Annotated in this window: 19 protein-coding genes; 16 read left to right on the plus strand and 3 right to left on the minus strand. The window is 66.8% G+C overall.

The window, feature by feature from the left end:
- Positions 1-10: 10 nt before the first annotated feature.
- The 9 genes from trmD (at position 11) to dprA (ending at position 7,516) form a co-directional block, all read left to right on the plus strand.
- Positions 11-697: a tRNA (guanosine(37)-N1)-methyltransferase TrmD gene (gene trmD, locus JVX90_RS06260; RefSeq protein WP_205331538.1), complete on the plus strand. Its 687-nt coding sequence runs from the start codon at positions 11-13 to the stop codon at positions 695-697.
- Between the two features lie 69 nt (positions 698-766).
- Positions 767-1,933: a hypothetical protein gene (locus JVX90_RS06265; protein WP_205331539.1), complete on the plus strand. Its 1,167-nt coding sequence runs from the start codon at positions 767-769 to the stop codon at positions 1,931-1,933.
- A 186-nt stretch (positions 1,934-2,119) separates the two neighbouring features.
- On the plus strand, positions 2,120-2,461 hold the full coding sequence (rplS, locus tag JVX90_RS06270) for a 50S ribosomal protein L19 (protein ID WP_205331540.1): 342 nt from the start codon (positions 2,120-2,122) through the stop codon (positions 2,459-2,461).
- Positions 2,462-2,557: 96 nt separating this feature from the next.
- Positions 2,558-3,379 carry a signal peptidase I gene (gene lepB, locus JVX90_RS06275; RefSeq protein WP_205331541.1) on the plus strand — a complete coding sequence of 274 codons (822 nt, stop codon included), beginning with the start codon at positions 2,558-2,560 and terminating at the stop codon, positions 3,377-3,379.
- Positions 3,379-4,038, plus strand: coding sequence for a ribonuclease HII (locus tag JVX90_RS06280; RefSeq protein WP_205331542.1), 660 nt, complete (start codon positions 3,379-3,381; stop codon positions 4,036-4,038). Before lepB ends, JVX90_RS06280 begins: the two co-directional genes overlap by 1 nt.
- Entirely contained in the window at positions 4,038-4,349 is a 312-nt protein-coding gene (locus JVX90_RS06285; protein ID WP_040519813.1) for a DUF2469 domain-containing protein, read from the plus strand. Before JVX90_RS06280 ends, JVX90_RS06285 begins: the two co-directional genes overlap by 1 nt.
- A gap of 115 nt (positions 4,350-4,464) precedes the next feature.
- On the plus strand, positions 4,465-4,860 hold the full coding sequence (locus JVX90_RS06290) for a YraN family protein (protein ID WP_205331543.1): 396 nt from the start codon (positions 4,465-4,467) through the stop codon (positions 4,858-4,860).
- The gene (locus JVX90_RS06295; RefSeq protein WP_205331544.1) at positions 4,857-6,386 is read left to right on the plus strand and encodes a YifB family Mg chelatase-like AAA ATPase; all 1,530 of its coding nucleotides are present in this window, start codon (positions 4,857-4,859) and stop codon (positions 6,384-6,386) included. Before JVX90_RS06290 ends, JVX90_RS06295 begins: the two co-directional genes overlap by 4 nt.
- Positions 6,383-7,516: a DNA-processing protein DprA gene (dprA, locus tag JVX90_RS06300; protein WP_205331545.1), complete on the plus strand. Its 1,134-nt coding sequence runs from the start codon at positions 6,383-6,385 to the stop codon at positions 7,514-7,516. The genes JVX90_RS06295 and dprA overlap by 4 nt, the downstream gene beginning before the upstream one ends.
- Positions 7,517-7,531: 15 nt before the next feature.
- On the opposite strand, the gene JVX90_RS06305 is transcribed toward dprA, so the two are convergent.
- Positions 7,532-8,092: a hypothetical protein gene (locus tag JVX90_RS06305; protein ID WP_205331546.1), complete on the minus strand. Its 561-nt coding sequence runs from the start codon at positions 8,090-8,092 to the stop codon at positions 7,532-7,534.
- 6 nt (positions 8,093-8,098) lie between these two features.
- Entirely contained in the window at positions 8,099-8,737 is a 639-nt protein-coding gene (locus JVX90_RS06310; RefSeq protein ID WP_205331547.1) for a hypothetical protein, read from the minus strand.
- A gap of 141 nt (positions 8,738-8,878) precedes the next feature.
- Here JVX90_RS06310 and JVX90_RS06315 point away from each other — a divergent pair, with 141 nt between their 5' ends.
- Both JVX90_RS06315 and JVX90_RS06320 read left to right on the plus strand, forming a co-directional pair.
- Entirely contained in the window at positions 8,879-9,670 is a 792-nt protein-coding gene (locus JVX90_RS06315; protein ID WP_205331548.1) for a siderophore-interacting protein, read from the plus strand.
- Positions 9,671-9,684: 14 nt separating this feature from the next.
- Positions 9,685-10,569, plus strand: a complete 885-nt coding sequence (locus JVX90_RS06320) for a tyrosine recombinase XerC (protein WP_205331549.1) — start codon at positions 9,685-9,687, stop codon at positions 10,567-10,569.
- On the opposite strand, the gene JVX90_RS06325 is transcribed toward JVX90_RS06320, so the two are convergent.
- Positions 10,517-11,071 (minus strand): M23 family metallopeptidase, encoded by a 555-nt coding sequence (locus tag JVX90_RS06325; RefSeq protein ID WP_240194076.1) that lies wholly within the window; start codon positions 11,069-11,071, stop codon positions 10,517-10,519. The genes JVX90_RS06320 and JVX90_RS06325 overlap by 53 nt on opposite strands.
- 302 nt (positions 11,072-11,373) lie before the next feature.
- On the opposite strand from JVX90_RS06325, the gene rpsB reads away from it, so the two are divergent.
- From rpsB to JVX90_RS06350, 5 genes are all read left to right on the plus strand, one after another.
- Positions 11,374-12,231 carry a 30S ribosomal protein S2 gene (gene rpsB / locus JVX90_RS06330; protein ID WP_205331551.1) on the plus strand — a complete coding sequence of 286 codons (858 nt, stop codon included), beginning with the start codon at positions 11,374-11,376 and terminating at the stop codon, positions 12,229-12,231.
- Between the two features lie 94 nt (positions 12,232-12,325).
- Positions 12,326-13,150 carry a translation elongation factor Ts gene (tsf, locus tag JVX90_RS06335; protein WP_008378427.1) on the plus strand — a complete coding sequence of 275 codons (825 nt, stop codon included), beginning with the start codon at positions 12,326-12,328 and terminating at the stop codon, positions 13,148-13,150.
- A 121-nt stretch (positions 13,151-13,271) separates the two neighbouring features.
- Positions 13,272-14,012 (plus strand): UMP kinase, encoded by a 741-nt coding sequence (gene pyrH / locus JVX90_RS06340; protein WP_205331552.1) that lies wholly within the window; start codon positions 13,272-13,274, stop codon positions 14,010-14,012.
- A gap of 50 nt (positions 14,013-14,062) precedes the next feature.
- Positions 14,063-14,620, plus strand: a complete 558-nt coding sequence (gene frr, locus JVX90_RS06345; RefSeq protein WP_205331553.1) for a ribosome recycling factor — start codon at positions 14,063-14,065, stop codon at positions 14,618-14,620.
- A complete protein-coding gene (locus JVX90_RS06350; protein WP_205331554.1) occupies positions 14,617-15,450 on the plus strand; it encodes a phosphatidate cytidylyltransferase in 834 nt (277 codons plus the stop codon). Before frr ends, JVX90_RS06350 begins: the two co-directional genes overlap by 4 nt.
- Positions 15,451-15,452 lie beyond the last annotated feature (2 nt).

Consider the following 15,452-nt stretch of genomic DNA (forward strand, 5'->3'; position numbering starts at 1 on the left):
CGAGTCGACCATGAGAATCGATGTCGTCACCATCTTCCCCGAGTACCTCGAACCGTTGAAAGCCGCTCTGCTCGGTAAGGCGGTCGATGCCGGGCTACTCGAGTTCGGCATCCATGACCTGCGGCAATGGACGTACGACGTTCACCACAGCGTGGACGACGCGCCGTACGGTGGGGGACCGGGAATGGTCATGAAACCGCAGGTCTGGGGCGAAGCCCTCGACGAGGTGTGCCCCGACGACGCGCTCCTCGTCGTGCCGACACCCGCGGGTGTGCCGTTCACGCAGGCGACTGCACAGCGTTGGAGCGCAGAGAAGCATCTGGTGTTCGCTTGCGGCCGGTACGAGGGCATCGACCAGCGGGTCTTCGACGACGCCGCGCGCCGCGTCCGTGTGGAGGAGGTGTCGCTCGGCGACTTCGTCCTCATCGGCGGTGAGGTCGCGGTCCTCGCGATGGTCGAGGCGACCACCCGTCTGATGCCCGGTGTGCTCGGCAATCCGCAGTCGCATCAGGAGGACTCGTTCTCCGACGGGCTGCTCGAAGGCCCCAGTTACACCCGTCCCAAAATGTGGCGTGACCTCGAAGTCCCGCCGGTCCTGCTGTCTGGCGATCACGGGAAGGTCGCCGCGTGGCGGCGCGAGCAGTCGTTGGACCGCACACGACGTCGACGGCCGGATCTTCTTCCCGACGAAGGCTGAATCGTCGCGTCGGTCGGTGTGTCGCGGAACCGAACATCGGCGTGGTGCGTCTGACCTTGTGTGGGAACTGTGTGGACCGACATCGCGACGACTCTCGCGCGCATCGACACGATGAGCTCTGCTTCGGCTGCTTCAGACGCCGCCGAACTCGCCAGGATCGTCTCGGCAGTCGAAAGCGTCGCGGCGGGTCTACGCGCGGCCTTCGCGCCGGCGGAAGGGCTCCTGGGCGTGACCACGGAGAGTGCGTCCGACGCAGGGCAATCGCTGGCCGAACGGATCAGCGCCTCGGTCACGGACCTCGAGCCCGCGGCCTCAGTTCTCTCCGATGTCTCAGGTGTGTTGGCGGCGAGTGAGGGGGTCCGGGGGCGGGTCGCGGCGTTGGCCCCGATCATGAACATCCCGGGTCTGCGGGGATCTGTCGTCGGCGCCGTCCACTCACTGATGGTCGGGACCTACAACGAACCCATGACGGTGTCGCGGGCAATGGAAATCCGGCCGGCAGGTGCGCCGGAGGTGTCGTCGAGCGCCACCGCGACGTTGGGAATGCCGATTGTCGCGGCAGGTGTCGACCCTGTTGTCCTCCGACCTGCCGGCCCCGACCAGTCGTACCCACCCGGACCTGCGGGCGTCATCGTCAACGGAGGTGGTCCGCGCGGTGGACCGTCACCAGCGATGTCGCCGCAGGGTGCACCCTCGAACACGACTCCCGCGCCGACTCGGACTCCGGCCGTGCCGCCGGGAGCTGCGCCGTCTGATCCCGCCGTCACGCGTGCGGGTCCTCCAGGCGGTCCAGGCCCTGCGGCCCCGGCGGCTCGTGTTGCCCCAGGCGTCACATCAACGCTGCGCCCCTCCGCCGCCGTTCCCGGCACCGCTGTGCCGTTGAGAGTTCTGCTCGCCCCGACGCCCGCTCCACCGGTGGGAACTGCGTCTTCGCCTGGTTCGCCGGTGGCGCGGGTCGTTCCGCCCCCAGGGGCCACACCGCAGGCCCAGCCCGGACCTGTGAACAGCAGTCAGTCGCGCACTGGACCAGGTGGAGCGCAGCCCGTGGCGCCGGCGGCAACCAGATCGCGTGACGGTCAGACCCGCCGACCCGCGGAGTACCTGCGGTCGACATCGGAAGGTGAGCTTCTCCTGGGGGAACAGCAGTTGGTCACACCCGCCGTCCTCGCGCCGCCTGAGCCTCCGACAGCCGACGACGAGCCCGATTCTTCGGACGACCCGACATCGGCACCGTGACGCGGATCGATTTCGCTCCGCGGCCGACTTCTGGCAGAATGTGTCAGGTTGCCTGTCGACGCCGAGGTTCTCGGCTGCGCAGCGCACGAAGACCAATGATTCGGGCACGAACCGGTCGATCCTTCCGCACTCGCTGCGGAGCGGGCCACCAGGTTCCTCTGTCCTGCTGAACGAATGGACTCCACAATGAACACCCTCGACTTCCTCGACAAGCAGTCGCTCCGCGACGACGTCCCCGAATTCGGCCCCGGCGACACCCTCGACGTTCACGTCAAGGTCATCGAGGGCTCGAAGGAGCGCATCCAGGTGTTCAAGGGCGCCGTGATCCGTCGCCAGGGCGGCGGCATCGGTGAGACCTTCACCGTCCGCAAGGTGTCGTTCGGTGTCGGTGTGGAGCGTACCTTCCCGGTTCACAGCCCGAACATCGCGAAGATCGACGTCCTCAGCCGTGGTGACGTCCGTCGCGCCAAGCTGTACTACCTGCGCGACCTGCGTGGCAAGAAGGCCAAGATCAAGGAGAAGCGCTGAAGTATCGCCTTCGGGCGACTTCTCGCATCCGGCCCCGGCCGGTTCACCGCACACGCGGTGGATCGGACCGGGGCCGTTCTGCATTAGGCTGTCGGGGTGGACGACGACAAGACGAACGGCGACGAGACCGCTCCCGGCGCTGACGCGGCAGGCGAACCGAAGTTCGTCATCAAAGACGAGACAGAGGACGACGCGCCGAAGAAGTCGGGGAGATTCCTCCGCGAGATCGCGATCATCGTCGCGATCGTTCTCGGTCTGATGTTCCTGTTCACCCAGTTCTTCTTCCGGCAGTACGTGGTGCCGTCGGAATCGATGGAACCGACCCTGATGGGTTGCACGGGGTGCAGCAACGACCGGATCGTCGTCGACAAGTTGGTGTACCACTTCAGCGACCCCGAGCCGGGCGACGTCGTCGTGTTCAAGGCGCCGACCAGCTCATGGGACGGAACGTGGGTGTCCCCGCGGTCGTCCAACGCGGTTGTTCACAAGATCCAGGACGTCCTCTCGTGGTTCTCCCTGGCTCCACCGGATGAGAACAACCTGGTCAAGCGTGTGATCGCGGTCGGCGGCCAGACGGTGCAGTGCACCAACGCCGACGGCAAGGGCGTCACCGTGAACGGCAAGCCGCTCGACGAGCCGTACATCGACAAGAGCATGCAGGTGAACACCAGTACCGAGACCGACGGAGCGCTCGGCGGCGGAAGCTGCTACGGCTCGGACTTCGGGCCGATCAAGGTGCCCGACGGCAACGTGTGGGTGATGGGTGACAACCGCTCGAACTCGGCCGATTCGCGTGCGCACGTCGATGACGAGCTTCAGGGCACTGTCCCCGTCTCGGACATCCGCGGCAAGGTGCGGTTCATCTTGTACCCGTTCTCGCGCTTCGGCGGCGTCGGCTCGGTGAACCCGCAGGGCTGATGTCTCGAACGGATCGTTGGCCGCCGCGTTCGCCGGTCCGCAAGGCCGCGTCGCTGCGCACTCTCGAATTCACCCTGGCACGCCATCGGTTGGGGCCGGTCGCCGGTGTCGACGAGGCGGGTCGTGGGGCGTGCGCCGGCCCCCTCGTCGTTGCGGCGTGCGTCCTCGGCACGTCTCAGCTCAAGTCCCTCGCCGATCTCGACGACTCCAAACGACTGAGCGAGTCCACTCGCGAGCGACTGTTCGACGCCGTTCAACGCCACGCGGTGGCGAGCTGCGTGGTGATCGTCGACGCTCCTGAAGTGGACCGCATCGGCGTGCACGTGGCGAACATCGAAGGGATGCGACGGGCAGTCGCAGGACTCGACGTACGGCCGGGATACGTCCTGTCGGACGGGTTCGGGGTGCCGGGGCTGCCGATGCCGTCCCTTCCAGTGATCGGCGGGGACGCGAACGCCGCGTGCATCGCGGCGGCATCGATCCTCGCCAAGGTGACCCGCGACCGGATCATGGCCGACCTCGATGCGAGCGTGCCCGGCTACGATTTCGCGGTTCACAAGGGGTACAGCACCGCCCACCACATGTCGCGACTCGACGCTCTCGGCCCCTCGGCGGAGCACCGACTCTCGTACCGGAACGTCCGCGATAGGCTTGCATGATGAGCACGGAGGACCTCGAGAAGTACGAAGCCGAGATGGAGCTGTCTCTGTACAAGGAGTACAAGGACATCGTCGGCCAGTTCACCTACGTGGTGGAGACCGAGCGTCGTTTCTACCTTGCAAACGGCGTTGATCTCATTCCGCGGAGCAACGACGGCGAAGTGTATTTCGAGATCCACATGACCGACGCCTGGGTGTGGGACATGTACCGCCCGGCGCGCTTCGTCAAGCAGGTCCGTGTCGTCACGTTCAAGGACGTGAACATCGAAGAACTCGAGCGGTCGGAGCTTCGTCTTCCCGACGAACCGTGATCTGAGCGTGCATCTGCGCAGGTGAATCTGTGGACACCGACGGGGAAGTCCACAGTTCTCCCGGTTTGATCGAAACCCTCTGGCTGTTGTCGGTGGGCGGGGCCATTCTCTGCGCATGGGGGAGAACGCAGGACGCCGGGACCGGCGTGGACAAATAGGTCGACTCGGCGAAGATGTTGCCGCCGAATACATCAGCGGGCTCGGGTGGCAGGTGCTGGCCCGCAACTGGCGGACACGGTACGGAGAGCTCGATCTCATCGCGGCGGACGGTCGCACGTTGATCGTCGTCGAGGTGAAGACACGAGCCAGTCGGACATTCGTCGACCCAGTGGCGGCGGTGACACCGCAGAAGCTGCGGACGATGCGGCTCGTCACCAGGCAGTGGTTGGCGGAGCAGTCCGACTTCTGGCCGGTGATCCGGTTCGACATCGTCTCGATCCGCTTGGACATCGGCGATCCCGAGGACCTGGAACGGGCGACGATCGCTCATCACCGGGGAATCGTCGAATGACCGGCGCAGTGACCGACCTGGGCCGGGTCCACTCGGTCGGACTGAACGCGTTCGCGGCCGACGTGGTCGAGGTCCAGGCCAACATCAGCAGCGGACTCCCGGGCTTCTACATCAGCGGCAGCACCGACACGTCGCTGCGGGAGGCCAAGGAGCGCGTTCGGGCCGCCGTCAACAACAGCGCTCTGAAGTTTCCGGAGAAGAGGCTGACGGTGGCGCTCGCGCCGGCGAACCTCCCCAAGTCGGGGGCCGGGTTCGATCTGGCCATGGCCGTCGCGGTGTTGGTCGCAACCGGGCAGGCTCCGACGACGCTGCTGCCGGGCACGGTGATGATCGGGGAACTCGCATTGGACGGGCGTCTGCGCTCGACGCGCGGTGTGCTGCCGCTGCTGCTCGGTGCGCGGGACGCCGGATTCACCAGGGCCGTCGTGCCGATCGACAATGTCGCCGAGGCGGCTCTCGTCGAAGGCATCGAGGTCGGAGGGGCGTGCTCGCTTTCGGACGTGATCGCATGGATGGCCGGAAACCTCGTGCTCGACACCGTCACGGACGGGCCCGGCCCCTCGACGGCTCCCGCCGTTCCGGACATGACCGACGTCGTCGGCCAGCCCGCCGCTCGGCATGCGCTCGAGGTGGCGGCCGCGGGCGCCCACCACATCCTGATGACCGGCCCGCCGGGCATCGGGAAGACGATGCTCGCATGCAGGCTGCCGGGGATCCTCCCCGAGCTCGATCACGCGGAATCGTTGGAGGTCACCGCGATTCACTCGGTGGCCGGGATCCTGCCTCCGCAAAGGCCGCTTGTTGTGGTGCCACCGTTCGTGGCACCGCATCACAGTGCGAGCATCACGTCGCTGCTCGGGGGCGGCACCGGGATGGCCCGGCCAGGGGCGGTGTCTCGAGCGCACAGGGGAGTGCTGTTCCTCGACGAGTGTGCGGAGATGGGCGCCAAGGTGCTCGATTCGCTGCGGCAACCGGTGGAAGAGGGCATCGTGCGGGTCGCGCGGCGCGACGGGACGGCCGTCTACCCAGCGCGGTTTCAACTGATCCTCGCGGCCAATCCGTGTCCGTGTGCTCCCGTGAACGACGTCGACTGCGTGTGCACGTCCGTCGTGCGCCGACGTTACCTCGGGAAACTGTCCGGTCCGCTGATGGATCGGATCGACATCCGGGTTCAGATGGAACCGCCGGGCAACACCGCGCTGATGACCGAGCAGGGGGAGTCGAGTGCGCTCGTGGGTTCGCGAGTGGCGACAGCGCGTGCTGCCGCCCGGGACCGGTGGCGCGACCACGGTTGGCTGACCAATGCCGAAGTGCCGGGTAGCGCGCTTCGACGGGAGTACCGGTTGCCGCCGGAGACGATGCGCCCGATCGAGGCGTTCCTGCGTGAGGGGCGGATCACCGCACGCGGTGCGGATCGCGCTCTGCGGTTGGCGTGGACATTGACCGATCTTCGAGGAGGGACGTCCCCGGAAGCGGACGACGTCGCTCAAGCCCTCATGTACCGCGACCGGGGAAACGGCAGATGACCACACACGATGAAACCGAACGGCGCGCTTGGGCGTATCTGGCGAGTGTGGCCGAACCACCGGCGGCATCAGTCATCCGGCTCGTCGCCGCAATCGGACCGGTCGATGCGGCCGCCGCAATCCGGGCGCGGTCGGTTCCGCCCGGGCATGCCGGCGTGATCGAGGTGACGGAAGCGAGGCACATGATCACGACCGTCGACGAGGACCTGGCGGCCTGCGACACGATCGGGGCACGGCTGCTCACACCGGACGACGCCGAGTGGCCGGCATGGTCGTTGTCTGCGCTCGATCGGGCGTCGACCGCTGCGCGCGGCGGTGCGCCGCTCGCCCTGTGGGTTCGTGGCCGGGCGCCACTGGACATGTTGGGCGACACGGCGGTGGCTCTGGTCGGATCCCGCGCAGCGACGTCGTACGGGGAGTACGTCGCCGGGCAGTTCGCGTCCGGGCTGGCCGCCCAGGGGAGAGCGGTCGTGTCGGGCGGCGCGTACGGCATCGACGGAGCGGCCCACCGAGGCTCGCTCGCCGCGGGTGGTGCCACGGTGGCGGTCCTCGCCTGCGGGATCGACAGGACGTATCCGAGCGGACACGCCCGACTACTGGATGAGATCGCGTCGCGGGGCCTCATCATCTCCGAGTACCCGCCCGGGACCACCGCGGCCAAACATCGGTTCCTGACACGGAATCGGTTGGTCGCGGCGCTGTCTGGGGCCACAGTCGTCGTGGAGGCCGGGCGCCGTTCGGGAGCGACGAACACCGCGGCATGGGCGACCCGGCTGGGCCGACCGCTCGGCGCGGTGCCGGGGTCGATCACCAGCGCGACGTCTGTCGGGACGCACGCGATGATCGCCGACGGCCAGGCGACGCTCGTGGCCGACGTCGACGCGGTGGCGACACTCGTCGCGCCCGACGGCGAGGACCCTCGAGGGCCCGCACCGACGCGGTCCACTGACGGACTGCCTCGAGATCAGTTCCGAGTGATCGACGCGATCCCCGCGCACGACGGCGTCTCTATCGACGAGATCGCGTTCAGTTCGGGGCTGCAGGTCGACGCGGTGCGTCGTGCGCTCGCCGGCTTGGACGTCGCGGGTCTGGTCGACGAGGACCGCGGCCTCTGGCGATTGCGGAGGTGACCGGATCGCAACTGTTCATTTCACGGTGAATTCGACCGACGCCGAGTCGGCCGGTGCGCACAGCGGTGCTCGGTCGGGCCGTGCTGCGCGCGGTGGAATCTCCAGGGCGGCGGTGACGCGGTAGCGACCACGCTCGGTGACCGGCCAGATCGTCGCCGTCATACCGCCGGGCGCCGCGACAGTATGGCTGCGGATCGACGCCGGGGAACCGGTTCCGCCGTCCACCTCGATGTCGAGTGCCTGAGACTGCTCGGGGACGAGGTCGACCAGCGCCGCGCGGACGGCGTCCACGGCTGGGGCGAACGTCGGGATCGCTCGTGACGTACTCGGCACGTCGACCCCGTCACGATGGACGGACACCACTCTTAGACTGCCGATTCCGTGTTTGGGGACGGCGCATGCCGCCTCGGAGTTGTTGTGGACGGCCAACGTCAACGTCGGAGCGGTTCCCGCGTGGTAGCTGTCGCGGGCCGACCGCAGCTCGACGGTCACGGTGCCGGGCGGGTCGTCGGCGGAGCATGCGCCGGCACCCACAGCCGCCAGTAGGACTGTCACCGCGTGCAGAGCTCGGGGCATGCCTGCTCAGCTCGCAGTCGGCATCATGGCGATGTAGTCGACGTTATCGAGCCGGATCCGCACCGCAAGGTCGCCGGACCACTCCACCGCGATGTCGTGGCGCTCGAGCACCGTGCGGACCTCGGCCATGAGGTCCCGAACGATCCGTTCGTACTCGGTGTCCTTCTGGGCGTCGGAGAACGCGACCCACTGCTCCTCGGTGAAGTAGGCGGGTAGGAACGCGCCGTAGCCGAGGTACGTCTGCCTGCTGTCGAAGATGCCGTCGGTGTCCTGCGAGTGATAGAAGACGTAGCCACGCCAGTCGCGGGAGTCGTCGCGTTCATCGAAGATCTCAGAACTGCCACAGGTCCCGCAGCATGTGAAGTCCTCGCGAGCTACGACGCCGATCGTCGCGAGTTCGTCGAATGCCTCGGTCAGGCGTGACGTGGGGACGTCGCCCCACGACGACTGCTGGTTGCGACGCTGATCGATGACCGATTCGAAGAAGGCGGTCGCCGTCTCCTCGGAGACGCCCGCGGTGTCCAACTCCTCCTCGAAGAGTTCGAGGTACTCCTCGACGTCGACGGTTGCGCGGAGGACGAGCTGCCACGTCTGATCGGTCAGATACTCGCGGTCGTCGTCGGACAGCTTCCAGTCTGCTGGCACGGAGTACGTTGGCGGGGCACTGTAGAAGTCGACGCTCATAGTCCTCGTTCTACACCAGGCCGACGACGATCGTCGGTCGGTGGACCGATCTGTTTGTTAGGCTGTCCTAAATTAGTTCTCATTGATCTTTGGAGGTGCTTCATGGCGAAGCGACAGAACACGATGACGGTCCTGCGGTCGGAGGATCTGACCCCGCACATGCGCCGCGTGTGGCTCGGCGGCGACGGATATGACGATTTCCTGGCCACCGGCGACACCGACATGTACGTCAAGATCATGTTCGCCGTCGACGGCCAGGACGACCCGGTGCTCCGTACATACACCGTCCGCCACAACAACGAGCAGGCGCGAGAGATCGCCATCGACTTCGTGGTTCACGGAGACGAGGGCATAGCAGGTCCGTGGGCCGCGTCTGTGCAGCCGGGGGAGACGGTGACCTTCCTCGGTCCCGGCAGCGGCTATGCGCCGGACGCCGACGCGCCGTGGCATCTGTTGGTGTCCGATGAGGCCGGCCTGCCCGCCCTCGCCGCGGCCCTCGAAGCGCTTCCTTCGGACGCGGTCGCGAGGGTGTTCATCGAGGTCGCAGGGCCGGGAGACGAGATGGATCTCGCTGCGCCCGCAGGCGCCGAGATCAATTGGGTGCACCGCGGTTCGGGATCGAACGAGGCGCCGGAAGAGCTCGCCGGTGACAACGCCCCGATCATCGCCGCGGTCACGGCCGCCGAGTGGCTCGATGGCGAGCCGCAGGTGTTCATCCATGGCGAAGCGCAGGCCGTGATGAAGAACCTGCGTCCGTACGTCCGGAAAGAGCGGGGCGTGAGTGCAAAACGCGCGGCGTCGATCTCCGGCTACTGGCGCCGCGGACGCACGGAAGAGGGTTTCCGCCAGTGGAAGGCCGAGCAGCGCGCCGCCGAGGCACCCTCCGCGACCTGACCTATTCTTGCGCTATGGCCGACGTCCTCGAGAGGTTCGCAGATCACCTGCGGTACGAGATGGCACGAAGCGAGCACACGATTCGCGCGTACGTCGGTGACGTCCGTGGCCTGATCGCCTTCGCGGGCGCCCGCGGAGTGGAAGCGACCGACGTCGACCTGCCGTTGCTGCGCGCCTGGCTCGCCGAACACACCCGGCGAGGCGCCGCGCGGTCGAGCATCGCCCGGCAGGTGTCGTCGGCCAAGACCTTCTGCGCCTGGGCCGTCCGCGAAGGTGTCCTCGCATCGAATCCGGCCCAACGACTCCAGGCGCCCAAGGCGCATCGGACCCTCCCGCACGTCCTCGCCCCAGAAGAGGCGGCCGCGGCCGTCGGCGGGGATCCTGATCAGACAGATCCCGTCGCACTGCGCGATCGGCTGATCGTGGAACTCCTCTACTCGAGCGGTATCCGCGTCGGAGAGCTCTGCGGACTCGATCTCGCCGACGTCGACGCCGACCGCAGGGTGCTCCGCGTGATCGGTAAGGGCGACAAACAGCGCACCGTGCCCTACGGTGCGCCCGCGGAGGCGGCGCTCCGTGCGTGGCTGCGGACCGGACGTCCGGCGCTGGCGACAACGGCGTCGAAGGACGCCCTGTTGCTCGGCGTGAAAGGTGGACGGTTGGACCAGCGGATGGCGCGCAGTGTTGTGCACAAAGCGACGGACGACGGTGACGGCGGCTCGATCGGTCCGCACGGACTGCGCCACAGTGCCGCGACCCATCTGTTGGAAGGGGGCGCGGATCTGCGGGTGGTCCAGGAACTGCTGGGACACTCGTCGCTCGCGACCACGCAGTTGTACACCCACGTCAGCGTCGAGCGGCTCCGGGCGGTGCACGATCAAGCCCATCCTCGGGCGTGAGCGGCTTCAGTCGTACACGCAGGACGCCCAACAGTCCGAGGGGATTCAGATAGTCGGCATCATGGCCGTCGCCTCGTCGAGCACCCCAGTGCAGGCACGCGGCGGCAGAACAGTCGGGATGGCCCGCGAGAAGAACTCCGATCACTTCGCCGCGACCCACCGGATCACCCCGCCTCACCCTGGGCGTGACGGGCTCATAGGTGGTGGTGACGCCGTCGGCGTGCAGGATCGAGATCACCGGCCTGCCGCCGACTGGGCCGGCGAACTGCACCGTTCCGGCCCGCGCCGCCAGTACCGCCGCATCCGCAGGTGAGGCGAGGTCCACACCTCGATGACCGGACTCCCAGTGCCGTTCGGGCGGGTCGAACCCCCGAGTCACCGACGGGCGAGGCGCCAACGGCCAGTTGTACTGCGACTGCACGCGGGATCCGGCCGACCCGGCGGCTGTCGCGCCGACCACGACAGCGGCGATCAGACAAGCAATTACACGGCGTCCTCGCATACAACGTCCTCGCATACAAGGTCAGACGCGCCGCGCCGGAGAGCGGTTCCACAACGCGCCGCCGTGAGACCAGACAGATCGGGATTTGCCTGGTCGAAGCGGATCGGAGTAGTCTGGCCGACGCACTCGGGTATGCCCGGGTGACTTCGCGCGCCCGCGTGACGTCCCCGCAAGGGGAGTGAAGAAGTGCCGCAGAGCGCGGTCCTGGACTACAGAGAAGTCCGGGTGCTCTGACGGCGGCGGGCGCCAGGGTCGGACCCAAAACGTGGGCCCGACGTCAAACTGCGAGAGAGGACCCATTCATGGCTGTCGTGACCATGAAGCAGCTGCTTGACAGCGGCGCACACTTCGGACATCAGACCCGTCGCTGGAACCCGAAGATGAAGCGTTTCATCTTCACCGACCGCAACGGCATCTACATCATCGACCTGCAGCAGACGCTGTCGTTCATCGACCGCGCCTACGAGTTCGTCAAGGAGACCGTCGCCCACGGCGGCACCATCCTCTTCGTCGGCACCAAGAAGCAGGCGCAGGAGTCGATCGCCGCAGAGGCGACGCGCGTCGGCATGCCGTACGTGAACCAGCGCTGGCTCGGTGGCATGCTCACCAACTTCCAGACCGTGCACAAGCGCCTTCAGCGTATGAAGGAGCTCGAGGCCATGGAGCAGACCGGTGGCTTCGAGGGTCGCACCAAGAAGGAAATCCTCATGCTCACGCGTGAGAAGAACAAGCTCGCTCGTACCCTCGGCGGCATTCGCGACATGGCCAAGGTCCCCTCGGCCATGTGGGTCGTCGACACCAACAAGGAGCACATCGCCGTCGGCGAGGCTCGCAAGCTGAACATCCCGGTCATCGCGATCCTGGACACCAACTGCGATCCCGACGTCGTCGATTACCCGATCCCGGCCAACGACGATGCGATCCGCAGCGCTGCTCTCCTGACGCGCGTCATCGCTTCGGCAGTGGCCGAGGGTGTGCAGGCACGTGCAGGCCAGGGTGCGGCAGACGCCAAGCCCGAGGCAGGCGCAGAGCCGCTCGCCGAGTGGGAGCAGGATCTGCTCGCCGAGGCGACCGCACCGGCTGAGGCCGCCGCACCGGCTGAGGCCGCCGCGCCCGCGGAGGCTTCGGCCGACTCTGCCGCCGCTCCGGCTGCAGAATAAGTCTGTGGCGTAGTGACCCCGCCCCGGACATGAGTCCGCGGCGGGGCCGCTCGCCTCACACCGACACAAAACTTTACGAAAGGGGCTCGCCTCAATGGCGAACTACACCGCTGCGGACGTGAAGCGTCTGCGCGAACTGACCGGTTCGGGCATGCTCGACTGCAAGAACGCTCTTGCCAACAACGACGGTGACTTCGACAAGGCTGTCGAAGAGCTCCGCATCAAGGGCGCCAAGGACGTCGGCAAGCGCGCAGAGCGTTCGACGGCCGAGGGCCTGGTCGCCGCTCGTGACGGCGTGATGATCGAGATCAACAGCGAGACCGACTTCGTCGCCAAGAACGACGAGTTCCAGAAGCTGGCCGACGACGTCCTCGGCGCCGCTGCTGAGCTGCGCACCAACGACGTCGACGCGCTGCTCGCCGCACCGCTCGGTTCGGGCACGGTCGCCGAGGCAGTCGAGGCTCTCTCGGCCAAGATCGGCGAGAAGCTGGTCCTCCGCCGCGTCGCCGCATACGACGGCCAGGTGGCCGTCTACCTGCACAAGCGTGCGTCGGACCTGCCGCCGAGCGTCGGCGTTCTCGTCCAGTTCACCGGTGAGGGCGACGCCGCAGCCGAGGCTGCCCGTGGCGCCGCCATGCAGGTCGCTGCGCTGAAGGCCAAGTACGCCAGCCGTGACGAGGTTCCCGCGGAGATCGTCGCGCAGGAGCGCCACGTCGCCGAGGAGACCGCCAAGGCCGAAGGCAAGCCGGAGCAGGCCCTGCCGAAGATCGTCGAAGGTCGCGTCAACGGTTACTACAAGGACGTCGTCCTCGTGGACCAGGCATCGGTCACCGACTCGAAGAAGACGGTCAAGGCCGTCCTCGACGAGGCCGGTGCGGCTGTCGTCGCGTTCTCGCGCTTCGAGGTCGGCCAGTCCTAGTCGACTGACCCACGTTTGACGATCCGGCCCCGGATCCGCTGAATCTCAGCGGGCCCGGGGCCGGGTTCGTGCGTGCCCTAAGATAGAGAAGATTGTGTCCACTTCTTCAGCGAAGGAAAAGATGAGCGACGCCGGTGTCAACGAAGACGGACGCGAGGGTTTCAGTCGGGTGCTGCTGAAGCTGGGTGGCGAGATGTTCGGCGGCGGCGGTGGAGTGGGTCTCGATCCCGACGTGGTCGCCATGATCGCCGATCAGATCGCCGAGGTCGTCGAATCGGGTGTCCAGGTGGGCATCGTGATCGGCGGTGGCAACTTCTTCCGCGGTGCGGAGCTGCAGCAGCGTGGGCTGGACCGGTCCCGTTCGGACTACATGGGCATGCTCGGCACCGTGATGAACTGCCTGGCGCTGCAGGACTTCCTCGAGAAGCGCGGCATCACCACTCGTGTCCAGACGGCCATCACGATGGGGCAGGTCGCCGAGCCGTATCTGCCGCTGCGCGCGGTGCGTCACCTCGAGAAGGGCCGCGTGGTGATCTTCGGTGCGGGTATGGGCATGCCGTACTTCTCCACCGACACGACGGCCGCGCAGCGTGCACTCGAGATCAAGGCCGAAGCCGTCCTGATGGCGAAGGCCGTCGACGGCGTCTACTCGGACGATCCCCGCACCAACCCCGACGCGACCATGTACGACCACATCACACATCGTGAGGCCATCGAGAAAGAGCTCAAGGTGGCCGACGCGACCGCTTTCAGCCTCTGCATGGACAACAACATGCCGATTCTCGTGTTCAACCTGCTCGAACGAGGCAACATCGCACGTGCGGTCGCGGGCGAGAAGATCGGCACGCTGGTCAGCAGCTAGCCGACCACAGACCACCACTTTCGCAAGACTCGACGAAGGAACATTCGACAATGATCGACGAAGCTCTGCTCGACGCCGAAGAGAAGATGGAGAAGGCCGTCACCCACGTGCGTGACGACATGGCCTCCATCCGCACCGGCCGCGCCAACCCCGCGATGTTCAACAAAGTCGCCATCGAGTACTACGGCGCCCGCACTCCGATCACGCAGGTGGCGAGCATCAACACGCCGGAGCCACGACTCGTCGTCATCAAGCCGTACGAGGCATCGACGATGAACGACATCGAGACCGCGATCCGTAATTCGGACCTCGGTGTGAACCCGACCAACGACGGCAACGTCATCCGCGTCGCGATCCCGCAGCTCACCGAGGAGCGCCGCAAGGAGCTCGTGAAGCAGGCTCGCAACAAGGGCGAGGACGCCAAGGTCGCCATCCGCAACGTGCGCCGCAAGGCCGCGGACGAGCTCAAGCGCATCCAGAAGGACGGCGAAGCCGGCGAGGACGAGGTGGTCCGCGCCGAGAAGGAGCTCGACAAGACGACGCACACGTACACCGATTCGGTCGACGTCCTCGTCAAGAACAAGGAAGCCGAGCTGCTCGAGGTATGACGACACCGACGACGTCCAAGGCCGGACGCAACCTGCCAGCCGCGATCGGAGTCGGCGTCGGCCTCGGCGCGATGCTGATCGCAGTTCTGGCGCTCGTCCCGATGGCCTGGATCGGCGTCGTCGCGGTCGCGCTGGGCATCGCCAGCTGGGAGGTGAGCAAGCGGCTGCGGGACGGCGGGTTCGACATCGCGTTCTGGCCGTTGCTCGTCGGCGGCCAAGCCGTCATCTGGTCGTCGTGGCCGTGGGGGACCAAGGGGTCGTTCGTCGCATTCGCGGTCACCGTTCTGGTGATGATGGTCTGGAAGCTGTTCGCGCAGGGCCTGCACGACGCCCCGCAGAACTATGTCCGCGATCTGTCCTTGTCGGTGCTGGTCCTGGCGTGGCTTCCGATGCTCGCGTCGTTCGCGACCGTGATGGTGACCGAAGACCTCGGGAGGTATCGAGTCTTCACGATGATCATCGTCGTGGTGTGCTCGGACGTCGGCGGCTATGCGGCGGGTGTGCTGTTCGGCAAGCACCCGATGGCGCCCGCGATCAGCCCGAAGAAGTCGTGGGAGGGTTTCGGCGGCTCGATCCTGTTCGGCGCCGTGGGGGCCGTCTGCTGTTCAGTGTGGCTGCTCGACACTCACTGGTGGGTCGGTCTGGCGCTCGGGCCGCTGATGGTGATCGTCGCAACCACCGGCGACCTCGTCGAATCCCAGTTCAAGCGCGACCTCGGCATCAAGGACATGGGCACCCTGCTACCCGGTCACGGCGGAATCATGGACCGGCTCGACTCACTTCTGCCGTCGGCGTTGGTGACCTGGGTGGTCCTGACTCTCCTGCTGTAGCG

The organism is Gordonia sp. PDNC005, from assembly GCF_016919385.1.
Taxonomy (GTDB): domain Bacteria; phylum Actinomycetota; class Actinomycetes; order Mycobacteriales; family Mycobacteriaceae; genus Gordonia.